The organism is Streptomyces sp. NBC_01276 (assembly GCF_041435355.1).
In the GTDB taxonomy this organism is placed as follows: domain Bacteria; phylum Actinomycetota; class Actinomycetes; order Streptomycetales; family Streptomycetaceae; genus Streptomyces.
Window position 1 is genome coordinate 5,535,107 of sequence record NZ_CP108442.1, and the last position, 16,506, is coordinate 5,551,612.

14 protein-coding genes and 1 riboswitch are annotated in these 16,506 nt (G+C 71.9%); of the genes, 12 read left to right on the top strand and 2 right to left on the bottom strand.

Annotated features, from left to right (window positions below; genetic code table 11):
* Window positions 1-39: 39 nt before the first annotated feature.
* From OG295_RS24835 to OG295_RS24855, 5 genes are all read left to right on the top strand, one after another.
* Window positions 40-849 carry a c-type cytochrome gene (locus OG295_RS24835; RefSeq protein WP_371678876.1) on the top strand — a complete coding sequence of 270 codons (810 nt, stop codon included), beginning with the start codon at window positions 40-42 and terminating at the stop codon, window positions 847-849.
* Window positions 846-1,904: a Rieske 2Fe-2S domain-containing protein gene (locus OG295_RS24840; protein WP_371678877.1), complete on the top strand. Its 1,059-nt coding sequence runs from the start codon at window positions 846-848 to the stop codon at window positions 1,902-1,904. Before OG295_RS24835 ends, OG295_RS24840 begins: the two co-directional genes overlap by 4 nt.
* Window positions 1,901-3,532, top strand: a complete 1,632-nt coding sequence (locus tag OG295_RS24845; protein WP_371678878.1) for a cytochrome bc complex cytochrome b subunit — start codon at window positions 1,901-1,903, stop codon at window positions 3,530-3,532. The genes OG295_RS24840 and OG295_RS24845 overlap by 4 nt, the downstream gene beginning before the upstream one ends.
* A 164-nt stretch (window positions 3,533-3,696) precedes the next feature.
* Complete coding sequence (trpD, locus tag OG295_RS24850) at window positions 3,697-4,761, top strand: anthranilate phosphoribosyltransferase (RefSeq protein ID WP_371678879.1); 1,065 nt, start codon at window positions 3,697-3,699, stop codon at window positions 4,759-4,761.
* Window positions 4,762-4,863: 102 nt separating this feature from the next.
* A riboswitch (SAM riboswitch) is annotated at window positions 4,864-4,980 on the top strand.
* Between the two features lie 232 nt (window positions 4,981-5,212).
* A complete protein-coding gene (locus OG295_RS24855) occupies window positions 5,213-6,601 on the top strand; it encodes an aminotransferase class V-fold PLP-dependent enzyme (protein ID WP_371678880.1) in 1,389 nt (462 codons plus the stop codon).
* Between the two features lie 291 nt (window positions 6,602-6,892).
* On the opposite strand, the gene OG295_RS24860 is transcribed toward OG295_RS24855, so the two are convergent.
* Both OG295_RS24860 and OG295_RS24865 read right to left on the bottom strand, forming a co-directional pair.
* Window positions 6,893-7,174, bottom strand: coding sequence for an Lrp/AsnC family transcriptional regulator (locus OG295_RS24860; RefSeq protein ID WP_008738815.1), 282 nt, complete (start codon window positions 7,172-7,174; stop codon window positions 6,893-6,895).
* 38 nt (window positions 7,175-7,212) lie between these two features.
* The gene (locus OG295_RS24865) at window positions 7,213-8,016 is read right to left on the bottom strand and encodes a rhomboid family intramembrane serine protease (protein WP_371678881.1); all 804 of its coding nucleotides are present in this window, start codon (window positions 8,014-8,016) and stop codon (window positions 7,213-7,215) included.
* Window positions 8,017-8,140: 124 nt separating this feature from the next.
* On the opposite strand from OG295_RS24865, the gene OG295_RS24870 reads away from it, so the two are divergent.
* From OG295_RS24870 to OG295_RS24900, 7 genes are all read left to right on the top strand, one after another.
* On the top strand, window positions 8,141-8,380 hold the full coding sequence (locus tag OG295_RS24870; protein ID WP_371681295.1) for a hypothetical protein: 240 nt from the start codon (window positions 8,141-8,143) through the stop codon (window positions 8,378-8,380).
* A 39-nt stretch (window positions 8,381-8,419) separates the two neighbouring features.
* On the top strand, window positions 8,420-9,784 hold the full coding sequence (locus tag OG295_RS24875) for an NYN domain-containing protein (protein WP_371681296.1): 1,365 nt from the start codon (window positions 8,420-8,422) through the stop codon (window positions 9,782-9,784).
* Between the two features lie 283 nt (window positions 9,785-10,067).
* Window positions 10,068-11,108, top strand: coding sequence for an NlpC/P60 family protein (locus tag OG295_RS24880; protein WP_371678882.1), 1,041 nt, complete (start codon window positions 10,068-10,070; stop codon window positions 11,106-11,108).
* Between the two features lie 246 nt (window positions 11,109-11,354).
* Entirely contained in the window at window positions 11,355-12,407 is a 1,053-nt protein-coding gene (locus tag OG295_RS24885; RefSeq protein WP_371678883.1) for an NlpC/P60 family protein, read from the top strand.
* 25 nt (window positions 12,408-12,432) lie between these two features.
* A complete protein-coding gene (locus OG295_RS24890) occupies window positions 12,433-13,587 on the top strand; it encodes a hypothetical protein (protein WP_371678884.1) in 1,155 nt (384 codons plus the stop codon).
* A gap of 23 nt (window positions 13,588-13,610) precedes the next feature.
* Window positions 13,611-14,753, top strand: coding sequence for a glycosyltransferase family 4 protein (locus OG295_RS24895; protein WP_371678885.1), 1,143 nt, complete (start codon window positions 13,611-13,613; stop codon window positions 14,751-14,753).
* Between the two features lie 115 nt (window positions 14,754-14,868).
* On the top strand, window positions 14,869-16,482 hold the full coding sequence (locus OG295_RS24900; protein ID WP_371678886.1) for a GMC oxidoreductase: 1,614 nt from the start codon (window positions 14,869-14,871) through the stop codon (window positions 16,480-16,482).
* Window positions 16,483-16,506 lie beyond the last annotated feature (24 nt).

Below are 16,506 nucleotides of genomic sequence, written 5' to 3' on the forward strand. Positions count from 1 at the left end.
GAAACACCGACGCAGAAGATCCTGACACCGGGGTAATCCGTGAAAAAGCTCTCCGCACGACGACGCCATCCGCTGGCGGCGGTCGTCGTTCTACTCTTCGCGCTGGCGGTCACGGGGGGGCTGTACGCCGCCTTCGCGCCCGCGGGCAAGGCGCAGGCCGATGAAACCGCCCAGTCCCTCGCCATCGAGGAGGGCCAGAAGCTCTACGCCGTGGGCTGCGCAAGCTGCCACGGAACCGGCGGTCAGGGTTCCACTGACGGCCCCAGCCTGGTCGGCGTCGGCTCCGCGGCCGTCGACTTCCAGGTGAGCACGGGCCGCATGCCCGCCCAGCAGCCCGGCGCCCAGGTGCCGAGGAAGCCGGCCATCTACTCCCAGGCCCAGATCGACCAGCTCGCCGCGTACGTCGCGTCGCTCGGTGCCGGCCCGATCGCGCCCACCGAGAAGCAGTACGACCCGGCCGGTGCCGACATCGCCAACGGTGGTGTGCTCTTCCGCAACAACTGCGCGCAGTGCCACAACTTCACCGGCGAGGGCGGCGCCCTGACGCTCGGCAAGTACGCCCCGAACCTGGACGGCGTCGAGCCGAAGCACATCTACGAGGCCATGCTCACCGGCCCGCAGAACATGCCCTCCTTCCCCGACAACACCATGCCGGAGAAGCAGAAGAAGGACATCATCGCGTACCTCCAGAACGTCAACGGCGAGAAGTCGACCAGCCCCGGTGGCCTCAAGCTCGGCGGCCTCGGCCCCGTCTCCGAGGGTCTGTTCGGCTGGATCTTCGGTCTGGGTGCGCTGATCGCTGTCGCCGTCTGGGTCGCGGCCCACACCGCTAAGGCCAAGAAGTCATGAGTAGCCAAGACATTCCCGAAGAGAAGCACCTGCCGAGCGAGCAGGGCGACGCGCACCACGGTGGCGTAGCGGTCGCGGACGATCCGTTCGCCGACCCGGGCCTTCCGGTCCACAAGCCGCGCATCCAGGACATCGACGAGCGGGCCGCCAAGCGGTCCGAGCGCACGGTCGCGATGCTGTTCACGCTGTCGATGCTGGCCACGATCGGCTTCATCGCCGCGTACGTGACCCTCCCGGTCGACAAGATCGTCTTCATCTTCCCGATCGGGAAGGTGAGCGCGCTGAACTTCGCGCTCGGTCTGACCCTGGGCACGGCCCTCTTCTGCATCGGCGCGGGCGCGGTCCACTGGGCCCGCACCCTGATGTCCGATGTCGAGGTCGCCGACGACCGCCACGAGATCGCGGCCCCGGCCGAGGTCAAGGCGAAGGTCCTCCAGGACTTCGCCGACGGTGCGAACGAGTCCGGCATCGCCCGCCGCCCGCTGATCCGCAACACCCTGATCGGCGCGATGGCCATGGTGCCGCTCGCCGGCGTCATGCTGCTGCGCGACCTGGGCCCGCTGCCCGAGGTCAAGCTGCGCAAGACCGTGTGGGCCAAGGGCAAGCTGCTGATCAACGACAACACGAACGAGCCGCTGCGTCCCGAGGACGTGCTCGTCGGTTCGCTGACCTTCGCCCGGCCGGAAGGCCTGGAGGAGGAGCAGCACGACTTCCAGACGCAGATCGCCAAGGCCGCCCTGATGATCGTCCGCATCAAGCCGGAGGACATCAAGGACAAGCAGGAGCTGGAGTGGTCCCACGAGGGCATCGTGGCCTACTCCAAGATCTGCACCCACGTCGGCTGCCCGATCAGCCTGTACGAGCAGCAGACGCATCACGTGCTCTGCCCGTGCCACCAGTCCACCTTCGACCTCTCCGACGGCGCCCGAGTCATCTTCGGCCCGGCCGGTCACGCGCTTCCGCAGCTGCGGATCGGCGTCAATGACGAAGGCTTCCTCGAAGCGCACGGCGACTTCGAAGAGCCCGTCGGTCCTGCTTTCTGGGAGCGCGGATGAGCACTGCCACCGAATCCAACACGGCGCGCAAAGCGCCGGCCGGCGAGCGCGTAGCGGACTGGGCGGACGGCCGCCTGGGCATCTACAGCCTGGCCAAGTCCAACATGCGCAAGATCTTCCCGGACCACTGGTCCTTCATGCTGGGTGAGATCTGCCTCTACAGCTTCATCATCATCATCCTCACGGGTGTGTACCTGACGCTGTTCTTCCACCCGAGCATGAACGAGGTCGTGTACCACGGCTCGTACGTGCCGATGCAGGGTGTCCAGATGTCCGAGGCCTTCGCCTCGACCCTGAACATCAGCTTCGAGGTCCGCGGCGGTCTGCTCATCCGGCAGATCCACCACTGGGCGGCGCTGATCTTCGTCGCGGCCATGCTCGTGCACATGATGCGCGTGTTCTTCACGGGTGCCTTCCGCAAGCCGCGCGAGGTCAACTGGGTCTTCGGCTTCCTGCTGCTGGTCCTCGGCATGTTCACCGGTTTCACCGGTTACTCCCTGCCGGACGACCTGCTCTCCGGCACCGGTGTCCGCTTCATGGAGGGCGCGATCCTGTCCGTGCCGGTCGTCGGCACGTACCTGTCGTTCTTCCTCTTCGGCGGCGAGTTCCCCGGCGGCGACTTCGTCGCACGGTTCTACTCGATCCACATCCTGCTGCTGCCCGGCATCATGATGGGCCTGCTGGTGGCCCACCTGATCCTGGTCTTCTACCACAAGCACACCCAGTTCGCGGGTCCCGGCAAGACGAACAACAACGTCGTCGGCATGCCGCTGCTGCCGGTCTACATGGCCAAGGCCGGAGGCTTCTTCTTCCTGGTCTTCGGTGTCATCGCGGCCATCGCGGCGCTCGCGTCGATCAACCCGATCTGGGCGCTCGGCCCGTACCGCCCGGACCACGTGTCCACCGGTGCGCAGCCCGACTGGTACATGGGCTTCTCCGAGGGCCTCATCCGTGCCATGCCGGGCTGGGAGATCAACCTCTGGGGCCACACGCTGGTCCTGGGCGTGTTCATCCCGCTGGTGATCTTCCCGCTGGTCCTCGCCGCGATCGCGGTGTACCCGTTCATCGAGGCCTGGGTCACCAAGGACAAGGGCGAGCACCACATCCTGGACCGCCCGCGCAACGTCCCGACCCGTACGGCGTTCGGTGTCGCCTGGCTCACCTGGTACGTGATCCTGCTGATCGCCGGTGGCAACGACATGTTCGCGCAGTACTTCCACCTGTCGATCAACTCGATCACGTGGTTCGCGCGGATCGGCTTCTTCGTGGGCCCGGTCATCGCCTTCGTGATCACCAAGCGGATCTGCCTCGGCCTCCAGCGCCGGGACCACGACAAGGTGCTGCACGGTCGCGAGACCGGCATCATCAAGCGCCTGCCGCACGGTGAGTTCGTCGAGGTCCACGAGCCGCTCTCGCAGGGCAAGCTGCACACCCTCACCTCGCACACGCAGTACGAGCCGATCGAGGTCGGCCCGACGGTCGACGAGAACGGCGTCGAGCGCAAGGTGAAGGCGGGCGAGAAGCTCCGCGCGAAGCTCAGCAAGGGCTTCTACGGGGAGAACACCCACATTCCGAAGCCCACGGTGGAGGAGTACAAGGAGATCCAGAGCGGCCACGGCCACCACTGATCTCCGGTATGACAGCTTGAGGGATCGGTTTCGGCCAATCCTGGTGTCGCCACGGTGAGAGCCCCGTCCAGTGACTGGACGGGGCTCTTCGCCGTCTCCCGGGCTGGATAGGCTGAGATCCTTCCCATTCGACGTGGAACTTTTCCGAGCAGCAGGAGCGGACCATGAACGTTGCGACCCCGGCAGGCGGCGACAGCGTGGCGGCCCGTGGCTGGCCGGGCCTCCTCGACGCCCTCCTGACCGGCCGGGACCTCACCACGGACGACACCGCCTGGGCGATGGACCGGATCATGCGGGGCGAGGCCACGGACGCGCAGATCGCCGGTTTCATGGTGGCGCTCCGGGCCAAGGGGGAGACGGTGGCGGAGATCAACGGCATGGTGCGTGCCATGTACGATCACGCCAATCTGATCGAGGTACCGGGCCGGACGGTGGACATCGTCGGCACCGGCGGGGACGGGACCAAGACCGTCAACATCTCCACGATGTCGGCGCTCGTGGTGGCCGGCACCGGCGCGAAGGTGGTCAAGCACGGCAACCGGGCCGCGTCCTCCGCGAGCGGCTCCTCGGACGTGCTGGAGAAGCTCGGCGTCAACCTCAACCTCACCCCGGCCCGGGTCGTGGAGGTCGCCGAGGAGGCCGGCATCACCTTCTGCTTCGCGGTGAAGTTCCACCCCGCGCTGCGGCACGTGGCGGCGGCCCGCAAGGAGCTGGGCATCCGGACCACCTTCAACTTCCTCGGCCCGCTGACCAACCCGGCGAAGGTCCGCGCACAGGCCACGGGCGTGGCCGACGCCCGGGTCGCCCCCATCGTGGCCGGGGTGCTCGCGGAGCGCGGCTCCTCGGCGCTGGTCTTCCGGGGCGACGACGGCATGGACGAGCTCACCACGACGGCCACCTCCCGGGTGTGGTGGGTCCGTGACGGCGCGGTCACCGAGCAGACGTTCGACCCGCGTGACATCGGGATCCCGATCGTGGACGTCTCCGCGCTCCGCGGCGAGGACGCCTCCTACAACGCGGACGTCGCCCGCCGGCTGCTGGCCGGAGAGCGGGGCCCCGTGCGCGAGGCCGTCCTGCTGAACTCGGCGGCGGCCCTGGTGGCGCTGGACCCGGGCAGCGGGTCCCTGGAGGAGCAGCTGTCGGCCGGCGTCGCGCGGGCGGCCGAGTCGATCGACTCGGGCGCGGCCCGGGCGGCCCTGGAACGCTGGGCCGCCGCCAGCAACGCCTAGGCGCTGCGGCGCGGCGCGAGCGCGGCGTTCGCAAGGAGACCCCGGTCCACATCGTGGACCGGGGTCTTGCGCGTGGAGGATCTTGTGGCAGGATGCTGACCAGGTCACGAGTGACAGCGTTTAGGCCCCGGCTTGCTGTCCGGCAACCCTCCTTCCGTGGCGGGGTGCCCCGGGTGATGACCAGGCCGTAGGCAGCCAGGTCTACGGCAAGCGCGGATCCCTCGATACCAGGGGTCCTGGGTCTTCGAGGAGCTTTTTCCGTGAGCAAGCGAATGCGATAGGGCGACTCCGCCCCTTCTTCACCCCTCGGATCAGGGTCGCCGACGCGTACCCCCACGTCATTCCGAGGTCCTTCCCGTACCCCTGTGGCCGGCCGGCGCCGTCGCGTCCCGCCGTACCCGCGTACGGGCACACCGAAGCCATTCAGCCCTGCCTGCCGGGAGACACCGCCATGTCCGCATTCCTGAACTCCGCCGCCGCCACCGCCACCGATGTCGCCGTCGACCCCGCCTGTGCCCAGCCGCTGCCCGTGCTCGGCCGCGACGTGACCGTCCCGCTCGTCACCGGCGGCGAGGTCACCTACGCCGCCCTCGACTACGCGGCCAGCGCCCCCGCCCTCCAGCGGGTCTGGGACGACGTGGCCGCGTACGCCCCGTACTACGGCAGCGTCCACCGCGGGGCCGGGTACCTCTCGCAGCTCTCCACCGACCTGTTCGAGCAGAGCCGCGTCACCGTCGCGGAGTTCCTGGACTGCCGCCCCGGCGACCAGGTGGTCTTCACCCGGTCGACCACCGATTCGCTGAACCTGCTGGCCGCCGTCCTGCCGGCCGACTGCCAGGTCTTCGTCTTCGAGACCGAGCACCACGCCTCGCTGCTGCCCTGGGGCGACGCGCAGGTGACCTACCTCAACGCCCCGCGCACCCCGGCCGAGGCCGTCGCCACCCTGGAGCGGGCACTGGCCGACCGCGAGCCCTACGGCCCCGCCCTGGTGTGCGTCACCGGTGCCTCCAACGTCACCGGCGAGCTGTGGCCGGTCAAGGAGCTGGCCGCCGCCGCGCACGCCCACGGTGCGCGGATCGTCCTGGACGCCGCCCAGCTGGCACCGCACCACCCCGTGTCCGTCCGGGAGCTGGACGTGGACTGGGTCGCCTTCTCCGGCCACAAGCTCTACGCCCCCTTCGGCTCGGGCGTCCTCGCAGGCCGCGCCGACTGGCTCCAGGAGGCCCGGCCGTACCTGGCCGGCGGCGGTGCCTCCCGCAAGGTGGCCCGCCGCGAGGACGGCGGCGTCGACGTCGAGTGGCACACCACCGCCGCCCGCCACGAGGCCGGCTCCCCGAACGTCATCGGCGTCTACTCCATCGCCTCGGCCTGCCGCGCCCTGAAGGACGCGGGTTTCGAGAACCTGGTCGCCCGCGAGAACCACCTCATCGCCAAGGTCCGCGAGGGCCTCGCCGACGTCCCCGCCGTGCGCGTGCTCTCCCTCTTCGGGGACGACGCCCCGCGCGTCGGCGTCATCTCCTTCGTGGTGGACGGCTGGAACAGCTCGCACTTCGCGGCCGCGCTGTCCGCCGAGTACGGGATCGGCGTGCGCGACGGCCTCTTCTGCGCCCACCCGCTGGTCCGCACCCTCCTCGGCAGCGAGCCGCAGGAGCCGGGCGAGTGCGGCGCCCCGGAGGCCGCGCCGGGGGAGCGCTCGCTCAACGCGATCCGGGTCTCCTTCGGCGCGGGCACCCCCGACGAGCACGTCGAGCGGTTCGTCCGGGCCGTCGGGGAACTGGTCGCGGACGGCGCCAAGTGGCAGTACCGCACCGAAGAGGGCCGCTGCGTTCCGGCCGTCTGAAACGCCGGGGAGCGTGCCCCGCCGGGATCCGCTGCCGGCTGCCCGCGCCGGCTGATCGCCCCGGCGAACGTGCTCTGCGAGGACGAGTGGGGCGCGGAGTACGTCCACCGTCGGCCGGGGGACGTGGCGGAGACGCTCGCGGTCTCGCGGACCGGCTGCGCGGGTACGTCTGCTGCCCGGCCGAGAGCTGCCCGGCCCGGCCGGGCGAAAGCATGCCGGGGCTCGGCGGAGCCTGAGGGGGCCGGTACCGGGGCGCGGGACCCGTGCCCCGGCGGCCCCGCCGGCCCGGCGCTACGCGTCGAGGCCGATCGCGAACGCCGCTTCCAGGTCGTGCTGGGAGTACGTGCGGAACGCCACGTGCGTGTCGGTCGCCTCGACGCCCGGGATCTTGCTGATGCGGCCCGGGATGATGTCGGCCAGGTTCTCGTGGCGGGCGACGCGGACCAGCGCGATCAGGTCGTACGTACCGGTGACGGAGTAGACCTCGCTGACGCTGTCCAGCGCGGCGATGGACTCGGCGATCTCGGGGATGCGGTCCACGCTGGTCTTGATGAGCACGATCGCGGTGATCATGGCTGGCTGTCTCCCTAGGTGGGCCGTCACTGGTCGCCTCACTTTAAGACGTGATCCGTAGGGTCACCAAAGCCCGTGCCGTCGTCCCCTGCGCCCCCGCCGTCGACCGGTGCGCGCCCGCGCCGCGTCCGGGCGATCGGCCATTCCGCCAGGACGGGGCGCCTCTTGCCGGTACGGCGATAACGCGCCCATGCGTAGAGGAAGCCCACGGAGAAGCCCACCACGTGCGCCAGGTAGGCCACCCCCGGCCCGCTCTCCGCGCGTTGCGCGGCCAGCCACTGGAGGACGAACCAGAACATCAGCACGATCCAGGCCGGGAAGCGCAGGGGCAGGAAGAGCAGGAACGGGAACAGGCTCGTCACCCGGGCCCTCGGGAAGAGGCAGAGGAAGGCCCCCAGGACCGCCGAGATCGCGCCGGAGGCGCCGACCAGGGTCTGGTCCGAGGAGGCGTTGGCCGCCGCGTACGCCGCCAGCGCCAGGTACCCCGTGCAGACGTAGAAGACGAGGAAGGGCGCCCGGCCCATCCGCTCCTGCGTCATCGCGCCGAAGACGTGCAGGAAGAGCATGTTCCCGAGCAGGTGGAGCCAGCTGCCGTGGACGAACAGCGCGGTCAGCGGGGTGAGGAGCGGGCGAGCGGCCCCCGAGAAGAGTTCGTCGGGGACCACCCCCCAGTGCCGGAAGTACGCCGTCCCCGTGGCGAGCAGCCGGTCGCCGGTGCCGTAGGCCGGATTCAGGCCGGAGGCGGGGCCGAGCAGGAAGGCCAGGCAGCAGCCGGCGATCAGTGCGTACGTGACCACCGGGCCCCGGGCGGCCTCGCGTACCGTCAGCCACTTTACGATCATGCGAGAGAGCATGACGCAGACGGACCCGCCCGAGGGCGGTGCCAGGCCGTAGGGTTACGTGCGCGGTCCGTGCACTGCCGCGGAAGGCTTTAATTGAATGAGTTACGAAGGAGAGAGCGACCTGATGACGGTTCCCCAGCCGACCGACACCACCCGGTGGCGCTGCACGTTGTGCGGCAACCTCACGCGGTTCGACGTCACCCGTTCGTCGAAGGTCGTGGAGTACGTCCACCTGGACCTCGCCGGGGAGCCCAAGGTCGAGGAGCGCGAGGTGGTCAGTGAGACCATCGACTCGGTCCGCTGTCGCTGGTGCAACGCGGTGGACCAGATCGAGCTCGTGGACAGGCCGGGCGCGGACTCCTGAGGGAGCCGGGCCCACAGTAGATCACGGTAGGGGTGACGGATTGTGGAGCCAGCAAGCGGCGCTGAGACGGCCGACGTGGCCGGCGACGCCGCCGAGGTGCTCGACCGCCCGCTGCCGGAGGGCGTGCGGCGCCGGGTCGTCGCGCTCGTCTCGGACGCCTTCGGCGGACTGACGGTCGCGGACCTCCCGGCGCAGCTGCGGCAGTACGCCCGGTTCACCCCGACCCGCCGCGCCAAGTTCGCGGGCAACGCCATGGCCGCCGCGGTGGAGACGGACGGGGTCTTCCGCAGCCGGGTCGCGGAGAAGCTGCGCGAGGCGCAGCCGGAGCTGGCCGGGGCGCTGGACGGCGGGGCCCCGCCCGCGGCCGCGGATCCGCTGGACGTGGCGGCCGCGGCGTACGTGCTGCGTCCGGCCGGCTGGGTCAAGCTGGTGGCCGCCGCGGGCGAGGAGGCCCAGCGCGCCGACGCCGAGCGGGTCGATGACGAGACCCGCCGGGAGCTGGAGCGGCTGCGCGCGGAGCTGGCCCAGGCGCGGGAGCACCAGCGCGCCGGGGGCGACCAGGTGAGGGCCGAACTGGACTCCGCGCGCAAGGAAGCGGAATCGCTTCAGCGCAAGCTGCGCAGTGCCCTGAGCGATGTGAAGAGGGGCGAGGCGGCCCTGCGCAAGGTGACCGCCGAGGTCGACGGGATCCGTGCCGAGGCGGCCGTGCAGGTGGCCGCCGCCGAGAGCGAGTCCCGGCGCCTGAAGTCCCGGCTCGCGGAGGTGGAGTCCTCGCTGGAGACCTCGCGGCGGGCCACCCGCGAGGGGCGCAGCATCGAGGACATGCGGCTGCGGCTGCTGCTGGACACCGTGCTGGACGCGGCGGCGGGCCTGCGCCGCGAGCTGGCGCTGCCGCCGGTCTCGACGCGTCCGGCCGACACCGTGGACGCGGTCGAGCCGGGCCGGATGACCCCGAAGGACATCGCGGCGCGGGCCCTGTCGGAGACCGATCCGGCGCTGCTGGACCAGCTGTTGGCGCTGCCCCAGGCGCATCTGGTGGTCGACGGCTACAACGTGACCAAGACCGGCTATCCGACGATGCCCCTGGAGAAGCAGCGGCTGCGGCTGCTGGGCGGGCTGTCGATGCTGGCCGCGCAGACGGGCGCCGAGATGACCTGCGTCTTCGACGGGGCGGAGCTGGCGGCCCCGGTGCTGCTCGCGCCGCCGCGCGGGGTGCGGGTGCTGTTCTCCAAGGCCGGGGTGACGGCCGACGAGCTGATCCGCCAGCTGGTGCGGGCCGAGCCGCCCGGCCGGCCGGTGGTCGTGGTCTCCACGGACCGCGAGGTGGCCGACGGCGTCGCGAAGGCGGGGGCCCGGCCGGTGACCTCGGCGCTGCTGCTGAAGCGGCTGTCGAGGGTTTCGTAGTCGATGCCCCCTTGGTTCCTTTCGTAACCGCTGGGTGCAATGCCGGAATTGGCGGTGCGTGCGGGGGACGCACCGTCAACTCGCCGGTACGCAGCGTGCGCCGACGGTAAAGAAGCCGGTCGGGAAGCGGAATTTTTCGTACGGGGATTTGAACTCATCACGGGCGGGTCACTAGGGTCTGTTCAAACCTTCGTGCGGTCGTTCATCCATTCGGGGTGCGGGCGGAGGTGCGCTGCCGAGTGCGACCCTCTTCGGTGGCTCCAGTCCGAAGGAGCTCACGTTCGTGGCGTCCCACCGTCGACCGAAGCCGCCGACCCGCACCCGCGTGAGCGTCCTCACGGCACTGGCCACCGCGGCCGTCGCCCTCTCCTCCCAGTCGGCCACGGCCGCCCCGGACAAGCCGAACAAGGACGAGGTCAAGGCCAAGGTCGACGCCCTCTACGAGGAGTCCGAGCAGGCGGGCGAGAACGCCAACGCGGCCAAGGACCGCCAGGACAAGCTGGAGAAGGAGATCGCCCAGCTCCAGGACCAGGTCGCACGCGGTCAGGACGAGCTCAACGGCCTGCGCAACGTCCTCGGTTCGATGGCGACCGCCCAGTACCGCGGCGGCGGCCTCGACCAGTCCGTGGAGCTGCTGCTGTCCGGCGACCCGGAGACCTACCTCGACAAGGCCTCCACGCTCCAGCAGCTGAGCGGCAAGCAGGTCGAGGCGATATCGAAGATCCAGGCCAAGCAGCGCATCCTCGCGCAGCAGCGCCAGGAGGCCTCCGGCAAGCTCGCCGACCTCGACGCCGTCCGCAAGGAACTGGCCGAGAAGAAGAAGACCGCCCAGGAGAAGCTCGCCGCCGCCCAGGCCCAGCTCAACTCGCTCACCGCCGAGGAACGCGGCCAGCTGAAGAACGAGGAGGCCAAGGCGGGCGAGGACGCCGCCAAGGCCGCCGGAGGGGGCGCCAAGCCCGGTGCGGTGAAGGGTTCCGGGCGGGCCGCGGCCGCCCTCGCCGCAGCGGTGACCCAGGAGGGCAAGGGCTACAACCTGGGCTCCACCGGCATGGCGTACTGGGACTGCTCCAGCCTGGCGCAGTGGGCCTACGGGCAGGCCGGCGTCCAGATCAGCCGCACCACCTTCACCCAGATCAACGACGGCACGCGCATCGGCATGAGCGAACTCCAGCCCGGAGACCTGGTCTTCTTCTACGACGACCTGCACCACGTCGGCCTCTACGCGGGCAACGGCCAGGTCTTCCACGCCGCCAACCCCAGGAGCGGCGTCCGGTACGAGGCCATGAAGAACATGCCCTTCCAGTTCGGCGTCCGCGTCGGCTGATCCCGTCCTCCCCGGCTCCGGGGAGACGCGCCGTACACCGCCCATCCGGGCGAATTACGCGGACCCGCCCTGACCTCACGCCCCATCGGTGACCTGCGTCTCCGGTGGGGCGTCACCGTGCGTGCCCGCCGGAGGTCGTTGGTCGGCGTGTGGTGGCGCCGCTACTGTCTGCCAGCGCGGAGCCCGGCACTCGGCCGTCCACGGGGGGCGGACCCGGCCCCGCGCAGCGCAAGGGAGCGGTTCCACGTGGCGTCCCATCGCCGGACCGGGCTCAGCGGCCTGGACCGGAGCACCAAAGTCACCGTCTTCGCCGCCGCGGCGGCCACCGCCGCGGTGGCCCTGGCGGGCGCGTCCGCGCAGGCGGCCCCCGGGCTCCCGCACGACCCCTCCACCGGTTCCCGCGCCCAGGTCGACCGGCTCTTCGAGGAGGCCGAGCAGGCCACCGAGAAGTTCAACTCGGCCGGTGAGAAGGCCGACGCGCTGCGCGCCGAGATCAGCCGGGCCCAGGACGCGGTGGCCCGCGGCCAGGACCGCATCAACACCATGCGCGGGGTCCTCGGCGCCTTCGCCGGAGCCCAGTACCGCTCCGGCGGCCTCGACCCCACCGTCGAGCTGATGCTGTCCGACGACCCCGGGGACTACCTCGACAAGTCCGCCGTCCTCAACCGGTTGAGCGGCCGCCAGGCCCGCCGGCTCGGCGAACTGCGCGAGGAACAGCGCCGGATCGGCCAGCAGCGCCAGGAGGCCTCCCGCAAGCTCGCCGAACTGGAGGCCCTGCGCACCGAGGTGGCCGCCCAGAAGCGCTCCGTCACGGCCAAGCTCGCCGCCGCCCGGCAGCTGCTCAACGCGATGCCCTCGGCGGAGCGGGCCGACTACGAGCGGGCCTCGCGCTCGGGCGGCCGCGCCGACGTGCTGCCGGACCTGTCCTTCGACGACGGCGGCGGCCGGCCCTCCGGCCGGGCGATGACCGCCGTGATGGCGGCCCGCGCGGCCGTCGGCAAGCCCTACGTGTGGGGCTCCACCGGCCCCTCCGGCTTCGACTGCTCCGGGCTGATGGTGTGGTCGTACCGCCAGGCGGGCGTCTCGCTGCCCCGGACCTCGCAGGCGCAGCGGTACGCGGGCCGGCGGGTGCCGCTCTCGCAGGCCCGGCCCGGGGACCTGGTGACCTACCGCTCCGACGCCAGCCACGTCGCCATGTACGTCGGCAACGGCCAGGTGGTGCACGCCCCCTATCCGGGTGCGCGGGTGCGCTACGACCCCGTCGGGATGATGCCGGTGTCCTCGGTGACCCGCCCCTGAGGCGGACCGTGCGTACGATCGGCTGATGATTCCGGTCCGCCGATCCCCGCGCGTGCTGCCGCGCGCGCTGCCGCTCCTGCTGTGCCCGCTGCTCTGCCTGCCGGTGGCCGGGTGCGCGCGGCCGGCGGCCCGCACCCCCGCGGCGGCCGGGACCACGGCGGAGGCCGGGATCCGGGAGGCCGTGGCCGCCTGGTCGCGCCGGCCGCCCGAGCGGCTCGCCGGGATCCCGCTGGAGGGCTGGTCCTACGAGGTCACCTCCGTCCGGCCGGACGGCGCACGGGCCCTGGTACGGGCCGAGCTGCGCTACCGGCTCACCGGCTACGACGCCGCCCCCGCCGGGTCGGCCCGCGAGGTGGAGCTGACGCGGGAGGGCGCCGCCTGGCGGGTCACCGCCGACCGGCCCGCCCCCGGAGCCCCTCCCCAGCTGTGGGACCAGGGCCCGGTGACGGTGGTCCGGGGCGAGCACTCCCTGGTGCTCGGCGTGGGCCAGGACCCGGCGACGCTGACCGGGATCGCCGGGGAGGCCGACCGGGCGGTGCCCGCTGTGAGCGCGGCCTGGCCGCGCGACTGGGCACGGCGGGCCGTGGTGCTGGTCCCCGCCTCCCTGGACGCGATGGCCGCGCTGCTGGGCCGGCCGGCCGACGCGTACCGGGGCATGGGCGCCGTCACCACCGGCCGGGTGGGCGCCGCGCCGGCCCCCGCCGACCGGGTCGTGATCAACCCCTCCGGGTACGCGGAGCTCAGCGCGGCCGGCCGGAGCGTGGTCCTGACCCACGAGGTCACCCACGTCGCGACCCGCTCCGCCACCTCCGCCTCGACCCCGCAGTGGCTCTCCGAGGGCTTCGCCGACTGGGTCGCCTACCGGGGCACCCCCGCCACCCCGGCCGAGGCGGCGCCCGCGCTGGGCCGGGCCGTACGGGCCGGCGAGCTGCCGCCCGCGCTCCCCTCCGACGCCGCGTTCGCCTTCGGCGGGGACGCGCAGGCCATGGCGCGGGCCTACGAGGGCGCCTGGCTCGCCTGCCGGCTCGTCGCCGAGCGGTGGGGCGAGGCGGCGCTCGTACGGCTCTACGGGGACGCGGGCCGCGAACCCCTGCCCACCGCCCTGGGCGGGGCATTGGGAACGGACCTGCCCGGACTGACGCGGGCCTGGCAGGAGGCCCTGCGGCACGAGCTCGGCTGACGTCGTCCGGTACGTTGGCAGCGATGCACAAGACGCTGATCGTGACCAACGACTTCCCGCCGCGCCCGGGCGGCATCCAGGCCTTCCTGCACAACATGGCGCTGCGCCTCGACCCCGAGCGGGTCGTCGTCTACGCCTCCACCTGGAAGCACGGGGCCGAGGGCCGCGAGGCCACCGCCGCCTTCGACGCCGAACAGCCCTTCACCGTGGTCCGCGACCGCACCACCATGCTGCTGCCGACGCCCCGGGTGACCCGCCGGGCGGTCTCCCTGCTGCGCGAACACGGCTGCGAGTCGGTGTGGTTCGGGGCGGCGGCCCCGCTGGGCCTGATGGGCCCGGCACTGCGCCGGGCGGGCGCGCGGCGGCTGGTGGCCACCACCCACGGGCACGAGGCGGGCTGGGCGCAGCTCCCGGCCGCGCGGCAGCTGCTGCGGCGGATCGGCGAGGGCACGGACACCCTGACCTACCTGGGGGAGTACACGCGCTCGCGCATCGCCTCGGCGCTCACGCAGCGGGCCGCCGACCGGATGGTCCAGCTCCCGCCGGGCGTGGACGAGAAGACCTTCCACCCCGGATCGGGCGGCGCCGAGGTCCGGGCCCGCCTCGGACTGAGCGACCGGCCGGTGGTCGTGTGCGTCTCGCGGCTGGTCCCGCGCAAGGGGCAGGACACGCTGATCGAGGGGATGCCGCGGATCCTGGCGGCCGTCCCGGACGCGGTGCTGCTGGTCGTGGGCGGAGGCCCGTACGAGGCGGACCTGCGCGCGCTGGCCGCGCGTACCGGGGTCGCGGACTCCGTGGTCTTCACCGGGGCCGTCCCCTGGGCGGAGCTGCCGGCCCACTACGGCGCCGGGGACGTCTTCGCGATGCCCTGCCGGACCCGGCGGGGCGGGCTGGACGTGGAGGGGCTCGGGATCGTGTACCTGGAGGCCTCGGCGACGGGCCTGCCGGTGGTCGCGGGCGACTCGGGCGGGGCGCCGGACGCGGTGCTCGACGGGGAGACCGGCTGGGTGGTCCGGGGCGGTGACCCCGAGGAGGCCGCCGAGCGGATCGTCGCCCTCCTCCAGGACGCGGAGCTGCGGCGCCGGATGGGCGAGCGCGGGCGGGCCTGGGTCGAGGAGAAGTGGCGCTGGGACCTGCTCGCCGACCGCCTGCGCGAGCTGCTGTAGCCGCCGCGCGGGCCGGCGGCGGTGCCCGGCGCATTCGCGCCATGTCCGACTGTCACTCACATGCGTGGCAGCACGGGTTATGGCCGGTTCGGCCCGATCCGCTCATCATGCGCCCATGACACCCAAGCTGACGCGCCGTCAATTCGGCCTCGCCGCACTGCAGACGGCCGCCGCTCTCGGATTCACCCGCATCGGGCTCTCCTCCGCGGCCGCCGTCGAACCCGCCGCCGCACAGTACGCCCCCGCCATCGTCGTCGGCTCCGGATACGGATCCGCCGTCGCCGCGCTGCGCCTCGGGCAGGCCGGGGTGCGTACCGTCGTCCTCGAAATGGGGCGGCTGTGGGACACCCCCGGGTCCGACGGCAAGGTCTTCCCCTCCACCTCCGCGCCCGACCAGCGCTCCATGTGGTTCCGCACCCGCACCGAGGCCCCGCTCGCGCAGTTCCTCTGGCTCGACGTCGTCAACCGGGACATCAGCCCGTACCCCGGTGTCCTGGACCGCGTGAACTACGGGGACATGTCGGTCTACGTCGGCCGCGGCGTCGGCGGCGGCTCCCTGGTCAACGGCGGCATGTCGCCCACCCCGAAGCGCTCGTACTTCACCGAGGTGCTGCCCGGCGTCGACGCGGACGAGATGTACGGGACCTACTACCCGCGCGCCCGCGCCATGCTCGGCGTCAACGACATCGACCCGGCCTGGTTCGAGTCCACGGAGTGGTACCGCTTCGCCCGCGTCTCGCGCAAGCACGCCCAGAACACCGGCCTGAAGACCACCTTCGTGCCCAACGTCTACGACTTCGAGTACATGAAGCGCGAGGCCGCCGGCACCGCCACGAAGTCCGCCCTCGCCGGCGAGGTCATCTACGGCAACAACCACGGCAAGAAGAGCGTCGACAAGACCTATCTGGCCGCCGCCCTCGGCACCGGCAACGTCACCATCGAGACGATGCAGAGGGTGGTCGGCGTCAGCGCCGACCCGGCCGGCGGGTACGTCCTCACCGTGCTGACCAGCGACGTCACCGGAAAGATCACCCGGCTCCGGGAACTGGGCTGCAGGCAGCTGTTCCTCGGCGCCGGAAGCCTCGGCACCACCGAGATCCTGCTGCGCGCCCGCGAGAAGGGCACCCTGCCCGGCCTCAGCGAGAAGGTCGGCCTCGGCTGGGGCCACAACGGCAACGTCATGACCGCCCGCGCCAACCACCTCTGGGACACGGTCGGAGCGAACCAGGCCACCATGCCGGCGATGGGCATCGACGACTGGGACAACGCGGCCAACCCCGTCTTCGCGGAGATCGCCCCGCTCCCGATGGGCATCGAGCACTGGATCTCGATGTACCTGGCCATCACCAAGAACCCGGAGCGCGGCCACTTCACCTACGACGCCGCGACCGACTCGGCGCGGCTCCAGTGGACCCGGGACCAGAACACCCCGTCCGTCGACGCCGCCCGCAACCTCTTCGACCGCATCAACCGCAGGAACGTCACGATCTACCGCTACGACCTCTTCGGCGGCAACCGGCCCTTCGCCGACGACTTCACGTACCACCCGCTGGGCGGCTGCGTCCTCGGCGAGGCCACGGACGCCTACGGCCGGGCCAAGGGCTACCGGGGCCTGTACGTGGTCGACGGCTCGCTGGTGCCCGGCTCGCTGGGCGTGAACCCGTTTGTGACGATCACCGCACTCGCCGAACGGAACGTGGAGCGGATCCTCGCCGAGGACCCGCGCTGACCACGTCCCGGCCGGCAGTGGCGC

Bases quoted from the DNA above. Each gene is read 5' to 3' on its own strand.
- OG295_RS24840 (WP_371678877.1), top strand. From the start codon at position 846: ATGAGTAGCCAAGACATTCCCGAAGAGAAGCACCTGCCGAGCGAGCAG.
- OG295_RS24845 (WP_371678878.1), top strand. From the start codon at position 1,901: ATGAGCACTGCCACCGAATCCAACACGGCGCGCAAAGCGCCGGCCGGC.
- trpD (WP_371678879.1), top strand. From the start codon at position 3,697: ATGAACGTTGCGACCCCGGCAGGCGGCGACAGCGTGGCGGCCCGTGGC.
- OG295_RS24855 (WP_371678880.1), top strand. From the start codon at position 5,213: ATGTCCGCATTCCTGAACTCCGCCGCCGCCACCGCCACCGATGTCGCC.
- OG295_RS24860 (WP_008738815.1), bottom strand. From the start codon at position 7,174: ATGATCACCGCGATCGTGCTCATCAAGACCAGCGTGGACCGCATCCCC.
- OG295_RS24865 (WP_371678881.1), bottom strand. From the start codon at position 8,016: ATGATCGTAAAGTGGCTGACGGTACGCGAGGCCGCCCGGGGCCCGGTG.
- OG295_RS24870 (WP_371681295.1), top strand. From the start codon at position 8,141: ATGACGGTTCCCCAGCCGACCGACACCACCCGGTGGCGCTGCACGTTG.
- OG295_RS24890 (WP_371678884.1), top strand. From the start codon at position 12,433: ATGATTCCGGTCCGCCGATCCCCGCGCGTGCTGCCGCGCGCGCTGCCG.
- OG295_RS24895 (WP_371678885.1), top strand. From the start codon at position 13,611: ATGCACAAGACGCTGATCGTGACCAACGACTTCCCGCCGCGCCCGGGC.
- OG295_RS24900 (WP_371678886.1), top strand. From the start codon at position 14,869: ATGACACCCAAGCTGACGCGCCGTCAATTCGGCCTCGCCGCACTGCAG.